Genomic DNA, 21,978 nt, shown 5'->3' with positions numbered 1-21,978 from the left:
ACGCGCTGGTCCGGGTCGCGGCATCGAGGGGCCGGCCGGTCCCGTCCGACCCCTCAGGGACCCGCCCTACAGGTGCTTGGCGGCTACGGACTGATAGGTGCCGTCCTGTCGCATCCCGATCAGGCCCTTGTTGATGCGCAGCAGGTTGATGCGCGTCTGCGGATCGGTCTTCATGCCCACGACATGCAGGGTCTGCACGGTGGCCAGGGCGATCAGTTCACTGACCTGATCGCCGATGCCGAGGCTCTGCACCACCGATTCGCTGGTGTCGGCGTTCAGGGTCACCACGTCCACCTCGCCCGCCGCCAGCCGCTCGAAGCAGTCCGTGGGGCTGTCGCCGGCGACCCGCACGATGGCCGGCGGGGCGAGCCCTTCCACCTCCAGGTCGAAGGTGAAGTAACCTTCGGGGCGGCACAGCGTCTTGCCTTGCAGCGCGTCGTAGCTGGTCAACGTGGCCTCGCTGCCGGCCGCGCCGTAGAACGTGATGACCACCTCGTGCAGGGGTTCGGAGAAGCGCAGGTTGTCGCACCGCCAGCGCGAGGCCTCGCTCAGCCGGTCGGCCTGCTCGCAGTCCGGCCGAAACCAGGGGAACCCCAGGTCATAGGCGCCGTTGGCGAGCAGGGTCTGGAGATGGGAGCCCCAGTCCTTGATGACGTCGATGCGGTAATCGGCGGCGCCGTCGCCGCCCCGTTGCAGGGCGCGTTCGACCAGTTCGAAGCTGAAGCCGCCGCCGGGCAGGCCGGCATCGACGTAGGGCGGATAGTCGGCACCCGTCACCAGGCGAATGTCGGCCGACGTGGACTCGGCCACGGCCGGGAGGGCCGCCTCCGTCGGCCCGTCGCCGCCCAGGCACGGCACCCAGAGGTCCACCCCGACATCGAGTTCGCTCGGGTTGCCGAGCTTGCCGGGGTTGTACTGATAGAGAATGTGATAGGCGCTGGCGTGCCCGTAGGCGCGCTCGGCGATGCTGGCCAGATAGTCGCCGGGCTGGCTGGTGTACATCTGGTCGCAGGTGATGGCGTCGGGCTTGACCTGCGCTTCTGGCTTCCCGCTCTGGGCCTCGGCCGCAGCCCAGGGCAGGGCGGCCAGAAGCGCGGCCGCGCAGGCGGTGGACATCCGGATCATGACGTGAGGACCTCCCATGGTTGGTGCCGCGTGTCTTGTCTGGGGTCTGCCGGAGTCGGGGTCCGACCCTGACACACGTGGCGACCGCTCGGTTCTGACGCAACCGCGATGGCCAAAGCTGAGACTCGGAACCATTTGATAGAGAGACCCGGACCGCTGGGCGGGCGTCAGACCTCCCGGGGGCGTGATCCGGCCTGATTTGGTCCCCACCGCCTGCAACAGATGCTTCGTGACCACCGCGTTTTGCGGCATACTGCCTCGGAATGGACCGGCCGTCGGACACTCTTTGTCCGCACGAGGGACAGATTGTCCGCACGAGGGGCAGATTGTCCGCACGAGGGGCAGAACGGAGCACGGACCATGGATCGGGGGACCAACACGGAGAGCACCCGCGCGGCGGTCGTCCGGGCCTACGCGTCCGTCCAGGGCGGGCAGGTCGGGTCCGACGCCATTGCGTTCGACGCGGCCGTCATGGTGTATCGGCGCCTGTGGCCGGGCGTGTCCGAGGCCCAGGCTCGCGACCGCGTGGCGCAGATGCTGGGCGATGCCATGTCGACCACGGTTCCGGACTGGGAAGAGGACGGCCCGTGGCGCGACTCGAGAGGGCCGTCGCGCTCCCGCGCGCCAGAGCCACCGCGCGAGTCGGCCTGAGGCAGCCGGCGCGCAGGCCGGGGGGGGCGGTGAGGCCGATCGGTCAGCGCCCTTGGCGCGGCCGGGCGCGTTGGGTTATGGGATAGCCGGCGGCATCCCGAGCCGCGTCTGTCCGTTCCCGGTGAGAGCCCCCATGCGTCCCTCCGACCCGGTCGCCATCGTCGAGGCCGACCCCGACGACGCCAATGCCGTCCAGGCCCTGTACGCCCCTCATGTGCTGACCGGCACCGCGACCTTCGAGCTTGTCCCGCCGTCACGCGACGACATGGCGCGACGCATTGCCGCCGTGCGCGAGGCCGGGCTGCCCTGGCTGCTGGCGCGCGACGGCGGCGACGGGCGCCTGCTCGGCTATGCCTATGCCGGCCCGTTCCGGGCGCGGCCGGCCTATCGCCATACCGTCGAGGACAGCGTCTATGTCGACCCGGCGGCGGCCGGCCGGGGGGTTGGCACTACCCTGCTGCGCGCGGTCATCGACCGCTGCGCCGCCGCGGACGTCCGCCAGATGGTCGCCGTCATCACCACCCCCGGCTCCGAGGCGTCCGAGGCCCTGCACCGCCGGCTCGGGTTCGAGACCATCGGGGTGTTGCCGGGCGTGGGCCGCAAGTTCGGCCGCTGGCTGGGCACGCTGTACATGCAACGCGCGCTGGGCGACGGTCAGGCCACGGCCCCGCGCGCCGAGGGCTGACCGGTCCACGACGCCCGGTTCAGGCGGGTCGCGCGAGGCGGTCCATCGCCGTGGTCAGCAGCGCGTCGGTGACCGCCACGCCATCGACCGTGCGGCCGGCCAGCGACGCGCACAGGTTCAGCGCCGCCAGCGGCGCGGCATGCGCCCCGACCAGCGCGTCCCAGGCCGGCCCGCCGCCGGCCGCCAGATCCCGCAGCACCAGCGGGCTCGCCATGCCGACCGACTCCACCAGCGCGAACGCGGCCACGCCGTTGAGGTGGCTGAGCAGCTTCGGCCCCACGAGTTGGGGCGAGACGCAGCCCACTTCCGCCCGGGTCAGCAGGCCGGTCACCGCATGGATCAGGAACGGCAGCACGGGGTCGTCGGGGCCGAACACGCACACCGCGTTGTGGACGTGGCGCCGTACCCGCAGCCCCGACCCGGCCGGTTCCACCCAGACCTCGCGGCCGAAGGCATGCGTCGTCTCAACGCGCAGGTCCAGCCGCTGGCCGGCGAACACGAACACGTCGGCATCCAGCCACGCCACCCGGTCCCAGGTCCCCTCGGCCAGGGCTTCGCGGATCCACAGCAGGCGGGCCAGGTCGGCGGCCATGGCGCCGCAGCCGGCGGTCTTGGCCCGCAGGGGCGCCGGCAAGCGGTCGAACAGGGCATCGCCGGTGCACCGGTAGGCATGCCCGCCGGCCGCGGCCCAGGCGCGGACGCTGGCGACGCACCGGGCCATCCAGGCCGGCGGCGCCGGCGCGTGCGATTGCAGGACCAGGAGACCGGGCACGGCCTACTCGGCGGCGCGGCGCGCCAGATCCGCGCGATAGGTCCGGCCCAGCTCGGCGTAGTGCGCGGCCTGGGCCGGCCAGCCGGCGGTGTCCTCGGCGGTCAGGGCGCGCTTCGGCTTGGCCGGGCTGCCGGCCCACAGCTCGCCGGCCGGAACCCGCTTGCCGGGCGGCACCAGGGCACCGGCGGCGACCATGGCGCCACTCTCGATCACGCACCCGTCCATGACGGTGGCGCCCATGCCGATGAAGCACCCGTCCTGCAGCGTGCAGGCGTGGATCAGCGCCTTGTGGCCGATGGTGATGCCGTCGCCGATGTAGGTGCCGAACCGGCCCTTGGTGACGTGCACCACCGTGCCGTCCTGGATGTTGGTGTTGGCGCCGATGCGGATTTCGTGCACGTCGCCGCGCACCACGCAGCCGAACCAGATGCTGCTGCCGGCGCCGACCACGACGTCGCCGATGACGGTGGCGCCGGGGGCGACGAAGGCATCGGGCGACAGTGTCGGCCAGACGCCGCGCCAGGGCAGGATGATGGGATCCATGCTCACGTCCGTTCCTCCTGTCTCCGATCGTGCCTTACGGGAACACCGGTTGCAGGGCCAGGCCAGCGGTCTCCGGGCGTCCCAGCATGACGTTCATGTTCTGGATCGCCTGCCCGGCCGCCCCCTTGACCAGGTTGTCGATGGCCGTCACCAGGATGGCGTGACCGGGCCGGCGGTCGTCGACGGCGCCGATCAGGCACAGGTTGGATCCGCGCACGTGCCGGGTGTGGGGCAGCGCGCCGCCGTGCAGAACCCGGACGAACGGTTCGCCCTTGTAGCGCACCGTCAGCGCCGACAGCAGGGTGGCGGCATCCGCGTTGGCGTGGGTGCGGACATAGATGGTGGACAGGATGCCGCGGTTCATCGGCACCAGGTGCGGCGTGAAGGTGGTCGGCACGGCGTGACCGGCGGCCCGCGATAGCTCCTGTTCGATCTCCGGGCTGTGGCGGTGCGCGGCAACGCTGTAGGCGTGGATGCCCTCCGAGACCTCGCCGTGCAGCAGCCCTTCCTTGGCGCTGCGACCGGCCCCGCTGACGCCCGACTTGGCGTCGATGATGATATCGCCGGGCTCGATCAGCCCGGACTCGATCAGCGGCATCAGGGCCAGCAGCGGCCCGGTCGGATAACAGCCCGGGTTGGCGACCAGGCGCGCCCGGGCGATGGCGTCGCGGGCCAGTTCGGTGAGGCCGTAGACCGCGGTCTTCTGCAGGTCCGGCGCTTGGTGCGGGCCGCCATACCAGTCAGCGTAAACGTCCACGTCATGCAGACGAAAGTCGGCCGACAGATCGACGACCTTCAGGTGGTCCGGCAGCCCTGCGATCACGGGCTGGGTGGTGGCGTGGGGCAGGGCGCAGAAGACGACGTCGATGCCGGACCAGTCGGTGACGTCGTCGATCGCCACCAGCGGCGGCGCCTTGACCCCGGCCAGATGGGGGAACACCGCGCCCAGCGACTGGCCCGCGCGGCGGTCGGCGGTCAGCACCGCGAGTTCGACACCGGGGTCGGTGTCCAGCAGGCGGATCAACTCCGCGCCGGTGTAGCCGCTGGCGCCCAGGATGGCGACCTTGACCGTCTCGCTCATGGGACGGGACCCTCCGTGTCCGCAGGAAGAAGCAGGCCCGGGAGCATGCCCCAAGCGGCGTCCGGCCTCAAGGCACCAGGCCAGACGGCGCTTGCGTGCGCGCGGCGGCGGTGTACCGTGACCGTGCCGCGCCCGTTGCCAATCCGGAGCCGTCCGTTGACCGATCCCCGCCGTGCGCCGACTGCGATCTACCCGGGACCACCGCCGGTGCGCAGGCCGGTCCGGCCGGACGCCGGCCCGACGCGGGCCGCGCCGGACGATCCGTATGCCGGCATCGAGGCCGGCGACGACCCGTGGATCCGGCTGGCCTGTGCGGAGGCGGTGGAGTCGGTGCGCGCCGGCGGCGGCCCGTTCGCGGCCGTGCTGCTCCAGGTCGACGACGCCAGCGGCGCCATCGTGCGCCACTGGGTGGAGCGCAACCACGTCACCCAGTGGAGCGATCCGACGGCCCACGCCGAGATCTGCGCCATCCGCGCCGCCGCCCGCAACCTGGGCGTGGTCCACCTGGGCCGGATCGACCAGGGCGCGGCGCGGCTGCCCCAGCCTGGCCCGACGTCGCACGGTGTGCTCTACGCCAGTACCGAACCCTGCCCGATGTGCTACGGCGCCATCGCCTGGGCACGCATCCCGGTGCTGGTGTTCGCCGCCACCCGCTTCGACGCCGCCGGGGACGGTGTGGACTTCCTGGATGCGGCGCTGCACGACGCCGTGGCCCGGCCCTACCGCGACCGCCCGGGCATGGTGGTGCGCCGCGCCGTGACCCCCGGCGCGCGGGACGCGTTCGCGCTGTGGCGGGAGTCCGAGACCATCCCGTACTGAATCGCCGCCAATCCGGCGGATGCCGCACCGGCATGCGCCGCCGAGATCAGAAGGGGAGCGAGGGGGACATGCTGGACCTGCTGCTGGCGCCCGAAGCCTGGGTCGCCTTCCTTGCCCTGGTGACGATGGAAATCGTCCTGGGCATCGACAACCTGATTTTCATCTCCATCGTCACCAACAAGCTGCCGGACCACCAGCAGCCGGCCGCGCGCCGAGTCGGCATCGGGCTGGCGCTGGTGCTGCGGCTCGCGCTCTTGTCGGTGATCGCCTGGATCGTGGGGCTGACCGCGCCGGTCTTCGACCTGGGGATCGAGATCGCCGGCGGCGACCACGGCGCACCGGTGCTGGAAACGGCCTTCTCCTGGCGCGACCTGATCCTGATCGGCGGCGGCCTGTTCCTGGTCTGGAAGGCCACCAGCGAGATCCACGAGAAGGTGCAGCCCGGCACGGCCCACGGCATGTTCAACGCCGACCGCGCCACGGTGAGCCTGGCCGCCGTGATCGGCCAGATCGTGGCCCTGGATGTGGTCTTCTCCATCGACAGCATCCTGACCGCCATCGGCATGACCAACCACGTGCCGATCATGGTGGCGGCGGTGGTGGTGGCCGTCGCGGTCATGTTCCTGGCCGCCGGCCCGATCTCGCGGTTCGTCGGCGAGAACCCCACCGTGGTGATGCTGGCGCTGGCGTTCCTGCTGGTCATCGGCATGGTGCTGATCGCCGACGGCTTCGGGACGCACGTGCCCAAGGGCTACATCTACGCCGCCATGGCCTTCGCGGCGTTCGTCGAGGGGCTGAACATGCTGGCGCGGCGCAAGCGGGCGCGACAGGCGGCCCAGGCGGGCTAACAACCGCCCCGGCAAAAACGTGTGGGCGCGCGGGCATACCCGCATTATGATACAGGGTCAGCCCGCTCCACCGTCCGGCCGCGCCCATGGTCGCCCGCGTCCACACCGTCGCCTTCTCCGGGATCGAGGTCCTGGACGTGCAGGTGCAGGTCTCGCTCACCGGCGGGCTGCCGGCCTTCACCATCGTCGGGCTGCCCGACAAGGCGGTGGCCGAGAGCCGCGAGCGGGTGCGCGCAGCACTCACCGCCATTGGCCTCGCCCTGCCGCCCAAGCGCATCATCGTCAACCTGGCCCCCGCCGACCTTCAGAAGGAGGGCAGTCATTACGATCTGCCCGTGGCCTGCGGCGTGCTTGCCGCCATGGGGGTGCTGCCGGCGGAGGAGATGGACGGCTTCGTGATCCTGGGCGAGCTGGGCCTGGACGGCTCCCTGGCCGCGGTGGCCGGCGTGCTGCCGGCGGCGCTGGCGGCGGTGCGGACGGAGCGCGGCCTGATCTGCCCCGAGACACAGGGCGGCGAGGCGGCCTGGGCCGGCGACGTGGACGTGCTCGCCCCGGCCGGCCTGCTGGCGCTGATCAACCACTTCAAGGGCAGCCAGACGCTCGCCCGGCCGCACCCCGAGGCCCGCGCCGACGGCGGGCCGCGCCTGGACCTGGCCGACGTCAAGGGCCAGGAGAGCGCCCGCCGCGCCCTGGAGGTCGCCGCCGCCGGCGGTCACAATCTGCTGATGACCGGCCCGCCGGGCGCCGGCAAGTCGATGCTGGCGGCGCGCCTGCCCGGCCTGCTGCCGCCGCTGGCGCCGGACGAGGCGCTGGAGGTGTCGATGATCCATTCGGTCGCCGGCCACCTGGCGGACGGGCGCCTGCTGACCCGGCGGCCGTTCCGCGATCCGCACCACTCGGCCAGCATGCCGGCCCTGGTGGGGGGCGGGCTGCGCGCCAAGCCGGGCGAAATCAGCCTGGCCCACCATGGCGTGCTGTTCCTGGACGAACTGCCCGAGTTCTCGCGCCCGGCGCTGGAGGCGCTGCGCCAGCCGCTGGAGACCGGCCATGTGAGCATCGCCCGGGCCAACGGCCACGTCACCTATCCGGCCCGGTTCCAGTTGATCGCCGCCATGAACCCGTGCAAGTGCGGCCATCTGGACGACCCGGCATTGGCCTGCACCAAGGCGCCCGGCTGCGGCATCGACTACCGCAACCGCCTGTCCGGCCCCCTGCTGGACCGCATCGACCTGCACGTGACGGTGCCGCCGGTGGATCCCTTTGCGCTGGCCCCCGCGACGACGGCCGAAGGATCCGCGGCTGTGGCGGCGCGGGTACGGGCCGCGCGCGAGGCCCAGGCGGAGCGGGCGGCGGCGTGCTCCAGGGACGGGCAGGGGCCGGCGGCCCGCGTGAACGCGCACCTGTCCGGAGCGCCGCTGGAGACAATCGCCAGCCCGGACGCGGCCGGCCATGCCCTGATGGCCGAGGCCGCCGAGCGTCTGCGCCTGTCGGCGCGGGCCTATCACCGGCTGCTGCGGGTGGCGCGCACCCTGGCGGACCTGGACGGCCACGACGGGGTGGGACGGGTGCACATCGCGGAGGCGCTGAGCTACCGCCAGGTCAGTCCGGCCGGATCCGGCGCCGGGGCCGGGGCCGGGACACCGGCCTTGGCGGCGTCGGGCGGACGGCGGCGCGGCCGCGGCGGGGGGCGATAGCGCAGGCGTCCGAGGGATCGCCGCTCAAGCGAACGCGCTACATCGTCTCGCGGTAGTTCGGCGCCTCGCGGGTGATGGCGACGTCGTGCACATGGCTCTCGCGCCAGCCGGACGCGGTGATGCGGCGGAACTGCGCGTTGGCGTGCATGTCGGCGATGGTGGGGTTGCCGGTGTAGCCCATGGCCGCCTTGAGGCCGCCGACGAGCTGGTGGATCACCGTCCCGGCCGGCCCCTTGTAGGGCACCCGGCCCTCGATGCCCTCCGGCACCAGCTTCAGGGTGTCGGTCACCTCCTGCTGGAAGTAGCGGTCGGCGGAACCGCGCGCCATCGCCCCGACCGAGCCCATGCCACGATAGGCCTTGTAGGACCGGCCCTGGTACAGAAACACCTCGCCCGGGGCCTCGTCGGTGCCGGCCAGCAGCGAGCCGATCATGCACACGTTGGCCCCGGCGGCGATCGCCTTGGCGAGGTCGCCGGAGTACTTGATGCCACCGTCCGCAATCAGCGGCACCCCGGTGGCGCGGCAGACCTCCGCCGTCTCCAGGATGGCGGTGAACTGGGGCACGCCCACGCCCGCGACGACCCGGGTGGTGCAGATCGAGCCCGGGCCGATCCCGACCTTGACGCCGTCGGCGCCGGCGTCGATCAGCGCCCGGGCGCCGTCGGCCGTCGCCACGTTGCCGCCGATCACCTGGGCATAGTTGGAGATCGTCTTGATGCGGGTCACGGCATCCATGACGCCCTTGGAGTGGCCGTGCGCGGTGTCGACCACGATGACGTCGGCGCCCGCCTCCAGCAGGGCCTCGGCGCGGGCCACGCCATCGGGACCCACGCCGGTGGCGGCCGCGACGCGCAGGCGGCCGCGTTCATCCTTGGCGGCGTGCGGGAAGGTGATGGCCTTCTCGATGTCCTTGACGGTGATGAGCCCGACGCAGCGGAAGGTCTCGTCGACCACGATCAGCTTTTCGATGCGGTGGCGGTGCAGCAGGCGCTTGGCCTCGTCGTGGGTGACGTCTTCGGTCACCGTCACCAGCCGGTCCTTGGTCATAAGGTCGCTCACCGCCTGATCCATGTCGGTGGCGAAGCGGACGTCGCGATGGGTCAGGATGCCGACCAGGCGGCCGTCGCCGCGCTCGACCACCGGGATGCCGGAGATCTTGTAGCGGGCCATCATCGCCAGCGCCTCGGCCAGGTGCTGGTCCGGGTGGATGGTCACCGGGTTGACCACCATGCCCGATTCGTAGCGCTTGACCTTGCGCACCTCCTCGGCCTGGGCCTCGATGTCCATGTTCTTGTGGACCACCCCGATGCCGCCGGACTGCGCCATGACGATCGCCATCGTGCTCTCGGTCACCGTGTCCATGGCCGAGGAGATCAGGGGAATGGCCAGCTCGATCGAGCGCGTCACGCGGGTCCGCGTGCGGGCGGCCGCGGGCAGGACCTCCGATGCCCCCGGCACCAGCAGGACATCGTCGAAGGTCAGGGCCTCGGGGAAGGACATGGGACTCGTCTCCTACGGGGAACTCGCGGCGGTGCCGGGGATATGCCATGCCGAGCCCGCTTCGCCAAGGGGAGGCGGGCGCATGGGCCGGTCCCGGTCACCGCATGGGGCCGGGCCGGGCCGCGGGTGTCGGCGGGCGCGACGGCGCGATGGCGGCGCTACGGCGCAGCCGGGTCGCGCGGCGCGTCTTCGGGCCGGCCGCGGAAGCCCTGGGCCACCACGTAGACCTCCGCCGAGTCCTTGCGGCTGGCCGGCGGCTTGGCGTGCTTGACGCTGGCGCACAGCGCCTTCATGCGCGTCAGCAGCGCGCCTTCGGTGCCGCCCTGGAACACCTTGCAGACGAAGGCCCCGCCCGGCGCCAGGGTCTCTTCGGCGAAGGCCCAGGCGGCCTCCGCCAGGGCCATGATGCGCAGGTGGTCGGTCTGCTGGTGGCCGGTGGCCGGCGCCGCCATGTCGGACAGCACCACGTCCACCGGCCCGCCGCAATGCCGCTGAAGGATCGCCGGCGCGTCTGGGTCCATGAAATCCAGGGTCAGGCAGAGCGCGCCGGGAACCTCGCCCCAATCCAGGATGTCCACCCCGACCACCATGCCGGCGGGGCCGTCCGTCGGTGGTTGCCCGGCGCGCACGCGCGCCACCGCCACCTGAGTCCAGCCACCCGGCGCAGCCCCCAGGTCCACCACCCGCAGGCCGGGCCGCAGGATCTGGAAGCGGTCGTCGAGTTCGATCAGCTTGAAGGCAGCCCGGGACCGGAAGCCCTGGCGGCGGGCCTCCAGGACGTAGGGGTCGTTGAACTGGCGTTGCAGCCACCGTGTCGAGGACGGCTTGCGCCCGCGTGCGGTGCGCACCCGCGTATGAAGCTGGCGCGCCGAGCCGACCGGTTTGCCGCCACCACCCCCGCCGCCGCCGCGACCGCCCTTTCCCTTGCCCTTGCCGCCGGATCCGCGTCCCCCAGCACTCATGCCAGCACCCCGGCGGCGCGCATCAGGTCCATCAACACCCCCTCGCGGATGCCGCGATCGGCGATGCGCAGGCGCCCGACCGGCCACAGGTCGCAGATCGCCTCCAGGATGGCGCATCCCGAAACCACCAGGTCGGCGCGCTCGCTGCCGATGCAGGGATGGCGGGCACGCTGGGCACAACTCATGTGGCGTAGCCGCCGGCTGACGGCGGCGATGGAAATGAAGTCGACCTCCAGGCCGTCGACGCTGTCGCGGTCGTAGCGCGGCAGGTCGAGCATCACGCCGCCCAGGGTGGTGACCGTGCCCGATGTGCCCAGCATCTGGATGGCGTCGCCGGCGGCGAGGCGTGCGGCGATGCCGTGCCGACGGTCGAACACCCCGAGCGCGGCGCGCACCGCATCCTTGACCGACCCGTACGCCTGGTCGCACAGGTCACCGCCGCGCGCCTCGGCGACCGTCACCACACCCAGCGGGAGCGAGGCCATGTCGACGATGCGGGGCAGGCCGGGGCGGCCGTCGTCGTCCGGGTCCGACGCGACCCACATCAGTTCGGTGCTGCCGCCGCCGATATCGAACACCACCGCGCCCCGACTGTCCGGGCGCAGCAGCGGGGCACAGCCGGCGAGCGCGAGGCGGGCCTCCTCGGCGGCCGGGATGACCTCCAGGCGCAGGCCGGTTTCCGCTTCGACCCGGCGCAGGAACACATCGCTGTTGCTGGCGTGCCGACAGGCCGCGGTGGCCACCATGCGGGCCCCGACGACGCGGTGCCGGGCCATCTTGCGTGCACAGGCCCTGAGGGCGTCGATGGTGCGGGCCATGGCCGCTTCGGAGAGACGCCCGCTGTCGTGCAGACCCTCGCCGAGCCGGGTGATGCGGGAAAACGAGTCCACCACCCGGAAGCCACCCCGCGGGTCCGGGCGGGCGGCCAGCATGCGGCAGTTGTTGGTGCCCAGGTCGAGCGCCACGAAGATGGGCCGGTCCGTGCGCGGCACCCGAACGGTGGCACGCACGCCGTGTCCGGGGCGGGCGCCCGGACCCGCCGGCCCGGTGTCGCGGCCCGTGTCGCGGCCCGTGTCGCGGCCGGCGTCGTCGGGGAGCGGATCCACCGTCAGCGCGGACACCGGACTGTGCGCGGCGGACTGGACCGTGGGCCTGGGCGGGGGTTCGAAGGGCACGGACGCTCTCGATGCAACGGCTGCGGTGAAACGGTCGGGTCGACAGCGACCTCGCACCGATCCGCTACCGCCCTGGGGAGCATCCTAGAGCACTCTGGCACCGGTTGGAATCGCGAATGTGACGCGACATTGGCGCCGCCAGGTTGCAGCCGCGCCCGCTGATCCGCGCGCCGCCGGTCAGGGTGGTCAGGCCGGCGGCGATCTGGTAAACAACGCGCCACGCATGGCATGCTCCCGTGCATGGCCCCGTAGCTCAACTGGATAGAGCACCGGTTTCCTAAACCGGGGGTTGCAGGTTCAAGCCCTGCCGGGGTCACCATCCGCGCGGTTAGATCATCCGCTCCAGCAGCGTGTCGTCATAGGGATAGCGGGAGATCAGCGCCGCACCGGTCTCGGTGATGAGCACTTCGTCCTCCAGCTTGACACCGTCCGGCGCCCCGGGCTCACCAATATAGCTCTCCACACTGACGACCATGCCGGGCTCCAGCACGCCGTCGCTGGAATAGGCGTCGAAGTCGCCCTTGTGCGCGACCAGGGGCGTCTCGCCGTGCAGACCGACGCCATGGATGATGGACGGATAGCGCCGGTCGTAGACCCGCTCGGGGATCGGCCAGGCTCGCTCCGCCAGCTCCCGATAGCTCAGGCCGGGCCGCAGCAGCGCGGTGTTGTGCTGCACCTGCTCCCAGGCCATGCGGTAGAGCGACCGCTGCGCCCCACTGGGCCGGCCGGGACCGCAGAAGAACGTCCGCGAGAAGTCCGAGTAGTAGCCGTTGCAGCCGATGGTGTCGGTGTCCAGGCAGACCAGTTCGCCCGGCCGCACCCGCCGGTCCGAGGCCTCCTGGAACCACGGGTTGGTGCGCGGTCCGGCGGTCAGCAGCCGGGTCTCGATGAACTCCCCACCCTGGGCGATGGTCTCGTGGTACAGGGTCGCGAACAGGTCGGTCTCGCGCACCCCCGGCCGGATGGCGCGCTCGACCGCCGCCACCGCGGACTCGCTGGCGGCGCAACTCAGGGCCAGGCAGGCGATCTCGTCGCGGCTCTTGAGGCGGCGGGCATGCAACAGGTCCTGCTGGCAGTCCACCACCTCCAGGCCCTCCGCCTCCAGGGCCAGGGCGTGCAGGTGGCTGCACCGGTCGAGACCGACCCGCCGGCCGTGACCGGCGGCACGCACCAGATCGGCGATGTCGACGGCGAAGGGGCGGGCGGTGTCGCCGTCACGCTGGTTGACCGCCGACCAGACCACCTTGGAGACCCGGTTCTCGTCGATCGTCTCCAGCCAGGTCGAGGTATGGGCGCTGCCGGGGTACTCGAACAGGATGACCGGGCCGGACAGCGGTACATAGATGTAGCGCGTCGAGTTGCGCAGGAAGTAGCCGAACATGTTGCGCGAACCGGTCGCGTAACGCTGGTTGTTGGGGTCGAACAGCACCACGGCCGCCAGCCCGGCCGCCGCCATCGCGGCCCGCACCCGGGACAGGCGCTCGGCCCGCAGCCGGACCGGATCGAAGGCACCGGCCAGGCTGTCCGACAGGCCAGGTGCGCCCACGGTGTCGATCACGGCCGCGCGATCGCTGTCCGTGCTGTCGGGACGGGACGTGGGGTCCAAAGGGGACATGGGCGAGGTCTCCGCGCGGGCGCTTGGCAGGGGCTGGTCAGGGCAGGGGCCGCCACCGGTGGTGTCTGGTGTCAGTCGGCCAGGGTGTCGGCCCGCACGCGCGACCGCTCGGCGTCCAGGTGGGCCTGGGTGACGCGGCCGAAGATGGCGCGGGTCCGGGCCGCCCGGCCGACCACGCCCGGCTCCGTGGCGTAGCCCAGGATCAGGGTGTGACGCTCGCGCTCGCCCTCGACCGGGGCCACCCGGTGCAGCGCATAGCGACCATGGAAGATCTGGAGGTCGCCCACGCGCAGGTCGAGGGATCGGACCGGGGTCCGGTCGCCGTGCAGGACGGCCCCGACCGCCGCCTCGTTCTCGTCGCCCGGCGCGCGGATCCCGGGGCAGTACTCGAAGCGGCCGCCGCCGTCGGCGCGCCGTGTCATCAGGGAGACGATGAACTCGTTGGTATCGTAGTGCCAGGGATGCTGGCAGCCCGGCCGCAGCACGTTGATGACCAGGCCGGCGAGGGGGTCGGCGTATTCGTGGATGGTCTCCACGCCGACGCAGGCCGCCACGAACCGCTGCAGCCGGGTGTCGTGGTACAGCCGCCGGACCAGAGTCTCGGCCGGGATACGGTCACCGGCGACGAAGCCGTTGTCGCGACGGCCGAAGATGTTGCGCGGATGGGTGGGGGGCAGCGTCGGATCGCCGGCGGAGTTGTAGGGGTTCGTCTCGGTGCTGTTGAAATGCGCCCGTGGTGCCAGGCGCGCGCTCTCCGCCGCCAGCGCGGCGCGGGCCTCGGGCCGCACGAACCCCTCCAGGACCACACAGCCGTCGGCCGCGAGCTGGCGGCGGCAGTCCGCGACCAGGGCCTGCGCGGCGGTGGTGGCGAGGTCGGCGATCGGGTAGCGGTCAAGGGCGATGGGGTCGGCGAGGTGGGCAGTGGGCGCGGGTGTGGGCGAGACGTCGGCGGCGGGATCGGCCGGCATGCCGTCCTCCGGTGGCTGGTGGGGGTGAAGTCGGTTGCTGCACGTTCGAAACGGTACAGACTGGGAAACGATCGCGGAAACGAGTTATTCTGATCGGATCAATGAGCGTGTGTTGTTGATGGGGCCGGGGAACTGGCATGGACACCGACCTGCTGCGTGCCTTCGTCGCTGTCGCGGAACACGGCGGGTTCTCCGCCGCCGCCCGCGCCCTGCACCGGACGCAGTCGGCGGTCAGCCTGCAGATCCGGCGGCTGGAGGAGCACCTGGGCGTTCCGGTCTTCAGCCGCACCTCGCGCCGGGTGAGCCTGACCGAAGCCGGCGGCCGGGTTCTGCCGCATGCCCGCCAGATGCTGGTGCTTCAGGAGCAGGCGCTGGCCGCGGCCGCCGACACGCGACGGCGTCGCCCCTTGCGGATCGGCCTGACCGACGAACAGGCCGAGGCGTTCCTGCCCCGGGCGCTCCCGGCGTTCACGGCGGCGTATCCCGACGTGCCGGTCGCGGTGACCTGCGGGCTGTCGCCGCTGTTGATCGACATGGTGGCCGGCGGACGGCTCGACCTGGCGCTGACGGTGCGGCATCACCCGACGCCGACCGGGGCCGTGCTGGCGGACGAGGCCCTGGTGTGGGTGGCGGGCGAGACCTGGCGGCCGACGCCGGGCGCCCCGGTTCCGCTGGCGCTGAACCCGGAGGGCTGCGTCTACCGCGCGCAGGCCCTGGCGGTGCTGTCCGGGCTCGGCCGCGGGTGGCGCATCGCTTACACCAGCCAGAGTCCGACCGGGATCAACGTCGCGGTGCGACTCGGGCTCGGGGTGACCGTGAAGGCCCGCCGCTCGGTGCCCGACGGCTGCCGGATTCTTGAGCGATCCGAAGGGTTTCCCGCCCTGGCCCCGGCCCAGGTCGAACTGCACCGCGCTCCGGCGCAGTTCGACCCCGCGATGCAAGCCATGGTCGATATCCTGTGTGGTCAGGCGACCGGGGACAGCGCCATCGCGCCGACTCCGCAACCGTGAATTTCCGCTTCGTATGCAAGCATTTGGACCGAATTCCACGGCCCTCCGGGCCGTCGGGGATTGTTCCCGCGGCCCCCTGACCCTATACGTGGGATCGGCATTTTCTCGGGGTCGGCCCCGCAACGAATGCATGGCGGCCGGCTTCGGGGAGCGTCATGGGGCACGCCGCATCCGTCCGCTGTCCGAGCCAGAGGGTCCGCCGTGGAAACCGTGAGTTTCATCGTCCAGAACATTGATGTCATTGTCGAACTGGCGGTGGAGCACCTGTCGATCGTGGCCGTGGCGGTCGGCCTGGCGGTCCTGACGGGGGTGCCGATCGGAATCGCCATCACCCAGAACCGCCAGGTCGCGGATACCGTGCTCTATGTCGCGGCGATGGTGATGACCATTCCTTCCATCGCGCTGTTCGGCCTGATGATTCCCATCCTGTCACTGGTCGGGCAGGGTATCGGCTACGTGCCGGCGGTGATTGCCGTCCTGCTCTATTCGCAACTGCCGATCATCCGCAACACTTACACAGCCATCAACAACGTGGATCCGGCGCTGCGGGAGGCCGCCCGCGGCATGGGCATGCGCCCGCTGCAACGGTTGTGGCGGGTCGAGATCCCGTTGGCCGTGCCGGTCATCATGGCCGGTGTGCGGGTGGCGGTGGTCATCAACATCGGCGTGACCGCGATCGCCGCCTACATCGGCGCGGGCGGGCTGGGCACGTTGATCTCGCGCGGCATCTCGCAGACCGACGACCGCCAGCTCATCGCCGGCGCCCTCGCGGTCAGCCTGCTCGCCATCATTGCGGACTACGGGCTGCTGGCCCTGCAGAAGAAACTCACCCCGCGCGGGCTACAGGTCTGACGCGGCGAGAGACCGGGGGTGCCATGATCACGCTGGAGAACGTCACCAAGATCTTCGAGAGCCCGTCGGGCGCCATAACGGCGGTCGATCACGTCTCGTTCGAGGTTCCGGAAGGCGAGATCTGCATCCTGCTGGGGCCGTCCGGCTGCGGCAAGACCACCACCATGAAGATGGTCAACCGGCTGATCGAGAAGACCGGCGGCAAAATCTTCGTCGACGGCAAGGACATCGACGACTACGACCCGGTCACTTTGCGCCGCACCATGGGCTACGTGATCCAACAGATCGGCCTGTTCCCGAACATGACGGTCGAGGAGAACATCATGGTGGTGCCGCGCCTGGTCGGGACCCCGGACGCCAAGGCCCGCAAGCGCGCCGCCGAGTTGCTGGGCATGGTCGCCCTCGACCCCGGAATCTTCCTGAAGCGGTTCCCGCGCGAGCTGTCCGGCGGGCAGCAGCAGCGGGTAGGGGTGGCGCGGGCCCTGGCCGCGGACCCGCCGGTGCTAATCATGGACGAGCCCTTCGGCGCAATCGACCCGATCAACCGCGAGACGATTCAGGACGAATTCCTGAAGATGCAGGCGAACCTCAAGAAGACCATCATGTTCGTCAGCCATGACATCGACGAGGCGGTGAAGATGGGCGACCGCATCGCCATCTTCCGCGAGGGCCGGCTGGAGCAGTACGACAGGCCCGACACCGTGCTGGCCCACCCCACGAACAGCTTCGTGCGCGAGTTCGTCGGTGGCGACCGCACGCTGAAGCGCCTGCGTCTGGTCCGGGTCGGCGATGCCATGCACCCGGGCGCGCCCTACGTGTTCCCGGAGGACCGCATCGGTGACGCGGTGGCGCGCATGCACGAGTACGGCCATCGCAGCATTGTCGTCCTGAACCGGGAGGACATGACGCCGACCGGGCTGATCCGGCTGGCGGAGGTTGAAGAGGCCCGTGGGAGCTGCGGCGAGCACGCCATGCGGCTGCCCGGACGCGTGCATGTGGACGCCGACCTGCGCCGCGCCGTCTCGGAGATGTTCACCCAGGACACCACCTGGCTCGCCTGCGTGGACAGTGACGGCCGCTTCAAGGGCCACATCACGCAACGGGCCATCACCCACCTGCTGGGCGAGACCTACCGCCACCCCAACGAGGGCGTGGTCCCCGACACCCGTCGCCAGCGCGGCGAGGCGGTGCTGGAACCCGAGACCGGACCGATCCCGGGGGCGCCGGCATGAGCATGAGCATGGGCATGGCCGTTCCGCGCAGCGTCTGGATGTGGGTCCTGGTGGTCGGCGCCTTCGCGCTTGGCGCCTGGGCGCAGAGCGCCGGGCTGATCGCGGATATCCTGTGGCGCTGGGAGGACATCGTCTTCCTGGCGCGCCAGCACATGCAACTCGTCGCCATCTCCGGCGGCCTGGCCATCCTGGTCGGGGTGCCGCTCGGGATCCTGCTGAGCCGGCCGGCCATGCGCCGGATGGCCGAGACCCTCATGCAGGGGCTCAATGTCGGCACCACCATCCCCACGCTGGCGGTGCTGGCACTGTCGATGACCTTCCTGGGTATCGGCACCGTTCCGGCCATCTTCGCCCTGTGGATCGCCTCGCTGCTGCCGATCGTGCGCAACACCTATATCGGCATCCTGGAGGTGCCGGCCGCGCTCCGCGAGGCGGCGCAGGGCATGGGCATGACGAACCTCCAGATGCTGTGGCGGGTCGAGCTGCCCAATGCGCTCTGGGTCATCTTCGCCGGTATCCGCACCGCCCTGGCCATCAACGTCGGCACCGTGCCGCTGGCCTTTCTGATCGGCGGTGGCGGTCTCGGCGAGTTGATCTTCACCGGCATCGCCCTGGCGGAAACCGGGATGATGCTGGCGGGCGCGATTCCCACCGCGATCCTGGCGGTGCTGACCGATTTCCTTGTCGCGACCGTGGCGCGGTTCACCGTGCCGAGGGGCGTCAACCCGCTGGCCCGCTGAGTTTGGCTCGAGACGGGGCCGGCGGCGACCACCAACAACCGTGAACGGGAGAACGACCATGTTCGTCAGACGGACTTTCCTGGGGGCCGTCGGGGCGGCCACCCTGCTGCTGGCCGGCGGGGGCCTGGCCGGCGGTGCGGCTGCCGAGACCATCGTCGTCGGCGGCAAGAACTTCACCGAGCAGCAGTTGATGGCGGAGATGACCGCCCAGTACCTGGCCGCCAAGGGCTACGACGTCGACAAGAACGCCGGGATGGGCTCGACGGTCCTGCGCTCGGCGATGGAGAACGACCAGATCGACGTCTACTGGGAGTACACCGGCACCTCCCTGATCACCTACAACAAGGTCGACGAGCAACTGAGCCCCGAGGAGACCTACCAGCGTGTCAAGGACCTGGACGCCGAGAAGGGCATCGTCTGGCTGGAGCCGTCGGCGGCGAACAACACCTACGCCCTGATGATGGAACGCGAGGACGCCGAGGCGATGGGCATCGAGTCCATCAGCGACCTGGCGGCCAAGATCAACGGCGGTGATGAGATGACCTTCGCCTCCAACGCCGAGTTCGCGGAACGGCCCGACGGGTTGCGCCCGCTTCAGGAGGAATACGGCTTCCGGTTCGGCCGCGCCAACCTCAAGAAGATGGACTCCGGCCTGACCTACAAGGCGCTGGACGAGGATCAGGTGGACGTGGCCCTTGGCTTCGCCACCGACGGCCGCATCGCGGCCTTCGACTTCGTCGTGCTGGACGACGACAAGGGCTACTTCCCGAACTACGCCCTGGCACCCACCATCCGCGCCGAGGTGCTGGAGGCAAACCCGGACCTGGGCGACCTGCTCAACGCGCTGTCGGCCAAGCTCGACGATTCCACCATGGCGTCGCTGAATGCCCGCGTCGACGTCGAGAAGGAGACCATCGAAGCGGTCTCCGAGAGCTTCCTGACGGAGCAGGGCCTGATCTGACCTGGACGGCCGGCCGCGGGCCGTCCATACCTGGAGGCGGACCGGGGCCGAGGCGGGGCGCTCTGGCGGGCGCCCCGTTTGCCGTCTCCGGTCCCTGATCCACGTTCCCTGACCCGGATACCCGCGCGATGACCTCCGCCCTTCATCCCCTGCGCGTCGCCTGCGCCCAGATCGAGACCGTCCCGGGTGACCGCGACGCCAACGTGGCCCGCCATTTGGCCGTGATCGACGAGGCGCGCGGTCGTGGCGTCGATCTGCTGCTGTTCCCTGAGCTGTCCCTGGTCGGCTACGCCATCGGCGAGCGCACATTGGCGCTCGCCCTGCATCGTCGCGACCCGATCATCGGGCGACTGGCCGAGGCCGCCGGCCCGATGACAGTGGTCTTCGGCCTGATCGAGGAGGGACCGGCGGCCCAGTTCTACAACTGCGCCATCGCCGTACGCGACGGCGACATCGTGTTCCTGCACCGCAAGATCAACCTGCCCAGCTACGGCGCGCTGGAAGAGGGCAAGCACTTCGCCGACGGACGCTATGTGGAAACCTTCGCCGTTGCCGACCCGTGGATCGCCAGCGTCCAGATCTGCGCCGACATGTGGAACCCCGCCCTGGTGCACCTGGCCGCGCTGCACGGCGCCACGCTGCTGCTGGGGCCGATCAGCTCGGCGGTGGAGGCGGTGGGGGCGGAGTTCGACAATCCGGCCGGCTGGTCGCTGAACGCGCGCTTCTATGCCATGACCTATGGCATGCCGGTCGCGATCTGCAACCGCATCGGGGTCGAGAGCGGCCTGCACTTCTACGGTCAGTCGCGCATCCTCGACCCGTTCGGTGCCGTGCTGGCCGAGGCGGGGAGCGAGGAGACGCTGCTGGTGGCGGACCTGGACTATGCCGACCTGCGGCGGGCGCGCTACCTGTTGCCGACGGTGCGGGACAGCGACCTCGAACTCGTTGCACGCGAGATTGACCGCCTGATCGGCATCCTCGGGGTGCCGGACGTGGTGCGCCGCGGCTGACCGGCGCCGGGTGATCCCCTTCGTCTGTCACGAGAGGAACTCAGCGGCTTGCCCCAGTCCCCGCCTCATCCTGTGCTCCCGCCCCCATCCAGCGGCCCGCCGGTGACGCCGGTGATCCTGTCCGGCGGGTCCGGCACCCGCCTGTGGCCGCTGTCGCGCGCCGGCTACCCCAAGCAGTTTCTGCCGCTGGCCAGCGACCGCTCGCTGTTCCAGGAGGCGCTGACGCGCGTATCGACCGGCGCCTTCGCGCCGCCCTTGGTGATCTGCAGCGACGAACACCGCTTCCTGGCGGCCGAACAACTGCGGCTGGCCGACATGCGGCCGGCCGACATCCTGCTGGAGCCCGTCGGCCGCAACACCGCGCCGGCGGCGGCCGTGGCCGCCCTGCATCTGCTGGAACAGGGCGACGACGCCCTGATGCTGGTGATGCCCTCCGACCATGTCGTGCGCGACACGGCGGCCTTTCATGCCGCCGTCGACCTGGGCCGTGTCGCCGCCCTGGCCGGGCACATGGTGACCTTCGGCATTACCCCCGACCATCCGGAGACCGGCTACGGCTATCTCCAGGTGGGACCGACCCTCGATGGCCTGGTGGGGGTGCGGGCCCTGGCGCGGTTCGTCGAGAAGCCCGATCGCGAGACCGCGGCCGCCTATGTGGCCGATGGATCGTACGCCTGGAACAGCGGCCTGTTCCTGTTCCCGGCGCGCCTATACCTGGACGAGTTGACCCGCCTGGCGCCGGAGACGGTCGCCGCGTGCCGCGAGGCCGTGGCCCGCAGCGCGCGCGACCTCACGTTCCGGCGCCTGGACGCCGCGGCGTTTGCGGCCGCGCCGGCGCAGTCCATCGACTACGCCGTCATGGAGCACACCCGCTGCGGCGCCGTGGTGCCGGTCGACATGGGATGGAGCGACCTGGGGGCGTGGTCGTCGCTGTGGGATCTGGGGGCCAAGGATGCCGCCGGCAACGTGACCCACGGCGAGGTGGTCCTGAACCGGACCCGCAACAGCTACGTCCGCGCCGACAGCGGCCTGGTGGCGGTGACGGGGGTCGACGATCTGGTCGTCGTTGCGACCGACGACGCCGTGCTGGTCGCGGGCCGCGACGCGGCGCAGGACGTCAAGGCGCTGGTCGAACGCTTCAAGACCGAAGGTCGCGAGGAATACAGCCGGCACACCACGGTGCATCGGCCCTGGGGCAGCTACCGCGGGATCGACAAGGGCGACCGCTATCAGGTCAAGCGCATCGTCGTTCAGCCGGGCGAGCGGCTGTCGCTCCAGATGCATTACCACCGGGCCGAACACTGGGTGGTGGTGCACGGCACCGCCCGGGTGACCCGGGGCGGCGAAACCTTCCTGCTCGGCGAGAACCAGTCCACCTATATTCCCGCCGGAGAGGTGCACCGGCTGGAGAACCCCGGCAAGGTTCCCGTGCACCTGATCGAGGTGCAATCCGGCGCCTATCTGGCCGAAGACGACATTGTCCGGTTCGACGACGGCTACGGCCGGTCGGACTCCGAGGCGTAGGATCGCGATCCGCCCGCGATTCGGTCGGACAGGGACGGCGGTCGTGGGGCGAGGGGGCCCGGCACCGAGCGGCCCGTTCCGCTCCCGACAGCGCCGCGCCGTGCCAGCCAGTCGGATGCACTGTTGCACTGCGGCAATAAACGAGCGAGGATAGAGAGGATCGCGGTGCGCTACGCGCGCGATCGTCGCGGCGACGGTCGGTGGCCAGTC

21 protein-coding genes and 1 tRNA gene are annotated in these 21,978 nt (G+C 71.0%); 13 read left to right on the top strand and 9 right to left on the bottom strand.

Going from position 1 to position 21,978, the window contains the following annotated elements:
* Positions 1-66 precede the first annotated feature (66 nt).
* Positions 67-1,125, bottom strand: coding sequence for a transporter substrate-binding domain-containing protein (locus GGD88_RS02555; protein WP_184431392.1), 1,059 nt, complete (start codon positions 1,123-1,125; stop codon positions 67-69).
* 360 nt (positions 1,126-1,485) lie between these two features.
* On the opposite strand from GGD88_RS02555, the gene GGD88_RS02550 reads away from it, so the two are divergent.
* Positions 1,486-1,776, top strand: a complete 291-nt coding sequence (locus GGD88_RS02550) for a hypothetical protein (protein WP_184431390.1) — start codon at positions 1,486-1,488, stop codon at positions 1,774-1,776.
* A gap of 133 nt (positions 1,777-1,909) precedes the next feature.
* Positions 1,910-2,461, top strand: a complete 552-nt coding sequence (locus GGD88_RS02545) for a GNAT family N-acetyltransferase (RefSeq protein WP_184431388.1) — start codon at positions 1,910-1,912, stop codon at positions 2,459-2,461.
* Positions 2,462-2,480: 19 nt separating this feature from the next.
* On the opposite strand, the gene GGD88_RS02540 is transcribed toward GGD88_RS02545, so the two are convergent.
* Genes GGD88_RS02540 through argC form a run of 3 tightly spaced genes read right to left on the bottom strand, consistent with a single transcriptional unit; the run spans position 2,481 to position 4,857 of the window.
* On the bottom strand, positions 2,481-3,233 hold the full coding sequence (locus GGD88_RS02540) for a hypothetical protein (RefSeq protein ID WP_184431386.1): 753 nt from the start codon (positions 3,231-3,233) through the stop codon (positions 2,481-2,483).
* Between the two features lie 3 nt (positions 3,234-3,236).
* Positions 3,237-3,776, bottom strand: coding sequence for a gamma carbonic anhydrase family protein (locus GGD88_RS02535; RefSeq protein ID WP_184431594.1), 540 nt, complete (start codon positions 3,774-3,776; stop codon positions 3,237-3,239).
* Positions 3,777-3,810: 34 nt separating this feature from the next.
* Entirely contained in the window at positions 3,811-4,857 is a 1,047-nt protein-coding gene (gene argC / locus GGD88_RS02530; protein WP_184431384.1) for an N-acetyl-gamma-glutamyl-phosphate reductase, read from the bottom strand.
* A gap of 207 nt (positions 4,858-5,064) precedes the next feature.
* Between argC and GGD88_RS02525 the strand changes: the two genes are divergently transcribed.
* The 3 genes from GGD88_RS02525 (at position 5,065) to GGD88_RS02515 (ending at position 8,218) form a co-directional block, all read left to right on the top strand.
* Positions 5,065-5,676, top strand: coding sequence for a tRNA-specific adenosine deaminase (locus GGD88_RS02525; protein ID WP_184431382.1), 612 nt, complete (start codon positions 5,065-5,067; stop codon positions 5,674-5,676).
* A gap of 32 nt (positions 5,677-5,708) precedes the next feature.
* Positions 5,709-6,524: a TerC family protein gene (locus GGD88_RS02520; RefSeq protein WP_246423513.1), complete on the top strand. Its 816-nt coding sequence runs from the start codon at positions 5,709-5,711 to the stop codon at positions 6,522-6,524.
* 86 nt (positions 6,525-6,610) lie between these two features.
* Positions 6,611-8,218: a YifB family Mg chelatase-like AAA ATPase gene (locus GGD88_RS02515; protein WP_184431380.1), complete on the top strand. Its 1,608-nt coding sequence runs from the start codon at positions 6,611-6,613 to the stop codon at positions 8,216-8,218.
* 37 nt (positions 8,219-8,255) lie between these two features.
* Here GGD88_RS02515 and guaB read toward each other — a convergent pair whose 3' ends face one another.
* The 3 genes from guaB to GGD88_RS02500 all read right to left on the bottom strand — a co-directional run bounded on the left by guaB (position 8,256) and on the right by GGD88_RS02500 (position 11,691).
* Positions 8,256-9,719: an IMP dehydrogenase gene (gene guaB / locus GGD88_RS02510; RefSeq protein ID WP_184431378.1), complete on the bottom strand. Its 1,464-nt coding sequence runs from the start codon at positions 9,717-9,719 to the stop codon at positions 8,256-8,258.
* Positions 9,720-9,877: 158 nt separating this feature from the next.
* The gene (locus GGD88_RS02505; protein ID WP_184431376.1) at positions 9,878-10,681 is read right to left on the bottom strand and encodes an RlmE family RNA methyltransferase; all 804 of its coding nucleotides are present in this window, start codon (positions 10,679-10,681) and stop codon (positions 9,878-9,880) included.
* Complete coding sequence (locus tag GGD88_RS02500; protein ID WP_343056213.1) at positions 10,678-11,691, bottom strand: Ppx/GppA phosphatase family protein; 1,014 nt, start codon at positions 11,689-11,691, stop codon at positions 10,678-10,680. Before GGD88_RS02500 ends, GGD88_RS02505 begins: the two co-directional genes overlap by 4 nt.
* A gap of 407 nt (positions 11,692-12,098) precedes the next feature.
* Between GGD88_RS02500 and GGD88_RS02495 the strand changes: the two genes are divergently transcribed.
* A tRNA-Arg gene (locus GGD88_RS02495) sits at positions 12,099-12,175 on the top strand.
* 9 nt (positions 12,176-12,184) lie between these two features.
* Here GGD88_RS02495 and GGD88_RS02490 read toward each other — a convergent pair.
* Together GGD88_RS02490 and GGD88_RS02485 are read right to left on the bottom strand one after the other, a co-directional pair.
* Positions 12,185-13,471, bottom strand: a complete 1,287-nt coding sequence (locus GGD88_RS02490) for a M24 family metallopeptidase (protein ID WP_184431374.1) — start codon at positions 13,469-13,471, stop codon at positions 12,185-12,187.
* Positions 13,472-13,542: 71 nt separating this feature from the next.
* Positions 13,543-14,439 (bottom strand): HalD/BesD family halogenase, encoded by an 897-nt coding sequence (locus GGD88_RS02485; RefSeq protein WP_184431373.1) that lies wholly within the window; start codon positions 14,437-14,439, stop codon positions 13,543-13,545.
* Between the two features lie 137 nt (positions 14,440-14,576).
* Between GGD88_RS02485 and GGD88_RS02480 the strand changes: the two genes are divergently transcribed.
* From GGD88_RS02480 to GGD88_RS02450, 7 genes are all read left to right on the top strand, one after another.
* Positions 14,577-15,449 (top strand): LysR family transcriptional regulator, encoded by an 873-nt coding sequence (locus GGD88_RS02480; protein WP_184431371.1) that lies wholly within the window; start codon positions 14,577-14,579, stop codon positions 15,447-15,449.
* A 201-nt stretch (positions 15,450-15,650) separates the two neighbouring features.
* On the top strand, positions 15,651-16,301 hold the full coding sequence (locus GGD88_RS02475; RefSeq protein WP_184431369.1) for an ABC transporter permease subunit: 651 nt from the start codon (positions 15,651-15,653) through the stop codon (positions 16,299-16,301).
* Between the two features lie 23 nt (positions 16,302-16,324).
* Entirely contained in the window at positions 16,325-17,533 is a 1,209-nt protein-coding gene (locus GGD88_RS02470; RefSeq protein WP_184431367.1) for an ABC transporter ATP-binding protein, read from the top strand.
* A complete protein-coding gene (locus GGD88_RS02465; protein ID WP_221236964.1) occupies positions 17,530-18,273 on the top strand; it encodes an ABC transporter permease in 744 nt (247 codons plus the stop codon). Before GGD88_RS02470 ends, GGD88_RS02465 begins: the two co-directional genes overlap by 4 nt.
* Before the next feature lie 58 nt (positions 18,274-18,331).
* Entirely contained in the window at positions 18,332-19,234 is a 903-nt protein-coding gene (locus GGD88_RS02460) for a glycine betaine ABC transporter substrate-binding protein (protein ID WP_184431365.1), read from the top strand.
* Between the two features lie 128 nt (positions 19,235-19,362).
* Positions 19,363-20,244: a nitrilase-related carbon-nitrogen hydrolase gene (locus GGD88_RS02455; protein WP_184431363.1), complete on the top strand. Its 882-nt coding sequence runs from the start codon at positions 19,363-19,365 to the stop codon at positions 20,242-20,244.
* A gap of 111 nt (positions 20,245-20,355) precedes the next feature.
* Positions 20,356-21,768, top strand: a complete 1,413-nt coding sequence (locus tag GGD88_RS02450) for a mannose-1-phosphate guanylyltransferase/mannose-6-phosphate isomerase (protein ID WP_343056212.1) — start codon at positions 20,356-20,358, stop codon at positions 21,766-21,768.
* The last annotated feature ends 210 nt before the right edge of the window (positions 21,769-21,978 follow it).

The organism is Roseospira goensis, from assembly GCF_014197795.1.
Lineage (GTDB): Bacteria > Pseudomonadota > Alphaproteobacteria > Rhodospirillales > Rhodospirillaceae > Rhodospira > Rhodospira goensis.
This window is presented reverse-complemented; position numbering and strand designations above follow the sequence as displayed.

Coding starts and splice junctions, on each gene's coding strand:
- GGD88_RS02555 (WP_184431392.1), bottom strand. CDS start 1,125: ATGATCCGGATGTCCACCGCCTGCGCGGCCGCGCTTCTGGCCGCCCTG.
- GGD88_RS02550 (WP_184431390.1), top strand. CDS start 1,486: ATGGATCGGGGGACCAACACGGAGAGCACCCGCGCGGCGGTCGTCCGG.
- GGD88_RS02545 (WP_184431388.1), top strand. CDS start 1,910: ATGCGTCCCTCCGACCCGGTCGCCATCGTCGAGGCCGACCCCGACGAC.
- GGD88_RS02535 (WP_184431594.1), bottom strand. CDS start 3,776: ATGGATCCCATCATCCTGCCCTGGCGCGGCGTCTGGCCGACACTGTCG.
- argC (WP_184431384.1), bottom strand. CDS start 4,857: ATGAGCGAGACGGTCAAGGTCGCCATCCTGGGCGCCAGCGGCTACACC.
- GGD88_RS02520 (WP_246423513.1), top strand. CDS start 5,709: ATGCGCCGCCGAGATCAGAAGGGGAGCGAGGGGGACATGCTGGACCTG.
- GGD88_RS02515 (WP_184431380.1), top strand. CDS start 6,611: ATGGTCGCCCGCGTCCACACCGTCGCCTTCTCCGGGATCGAGGTCCTG.
- guaB (WP_184431378.1), bottom strand. CDS start 9,719: ATGTCCTTCCCCGAGGCCCTGACCTTCGACGATGTCCTGCTGGTGCCG.
- GGD88_RS02505 (WP_184431376.1), bottom strand. CDS start 10,681: ATGAGTGCTGGGGGACGCGGATCCGGCGGCAAGGGCAAGGGAAAGGGC.
- GGD88_RS02490 (WP_184431374.1), bottom strand. CDS start 13,471: ATGTCCCCTTTGGACCCCACGTCCCGTCCCGACAGCACGGACAGCGAT.
- GGD88_RS02485 (WP_184431373.1), bottom strand. CDS start 14,439: ATGCCGGCCGATCCCGCCGCCGACGTCTCGCCCACACCCGCGCCCACT.
- GGD88_RS02480 (WP_184431371.1), top strand. CDS start 14,577: ATGGACACCGACCTGCTGCGTGCCTTCGTCGCTGTCGCGGAACACGGC.
- GGD88_RS02470 (WP_184431367.1), top strand. CDS start 16,325: ATGATCACGCTGGAGAACGTCACCAAGATCTTCGAGAGCCCGTCGGGC.
- GGD88_RS02465 (WP_221236964.1), top strand. CDS start 17,530: ATGAGCATGAGCATGGGCATGGCCGTTCCGCGCAGCGTCTGGATGTGG.
- GGD88_RS02460 (WP_184431365.1), top strand. CDS start 18,332: ATGTTCGTCAGACGGACTTTCCTGGGGGCCGTCGGGGCGGCCACCCTG.
- GGD88_RS02455 (WP_184431363.1), top strand. CDS start 19,363: ATGACCTCCGCCCTTCATCCCCTGCGCGTCGCCTGCGCCCAGATCGAG.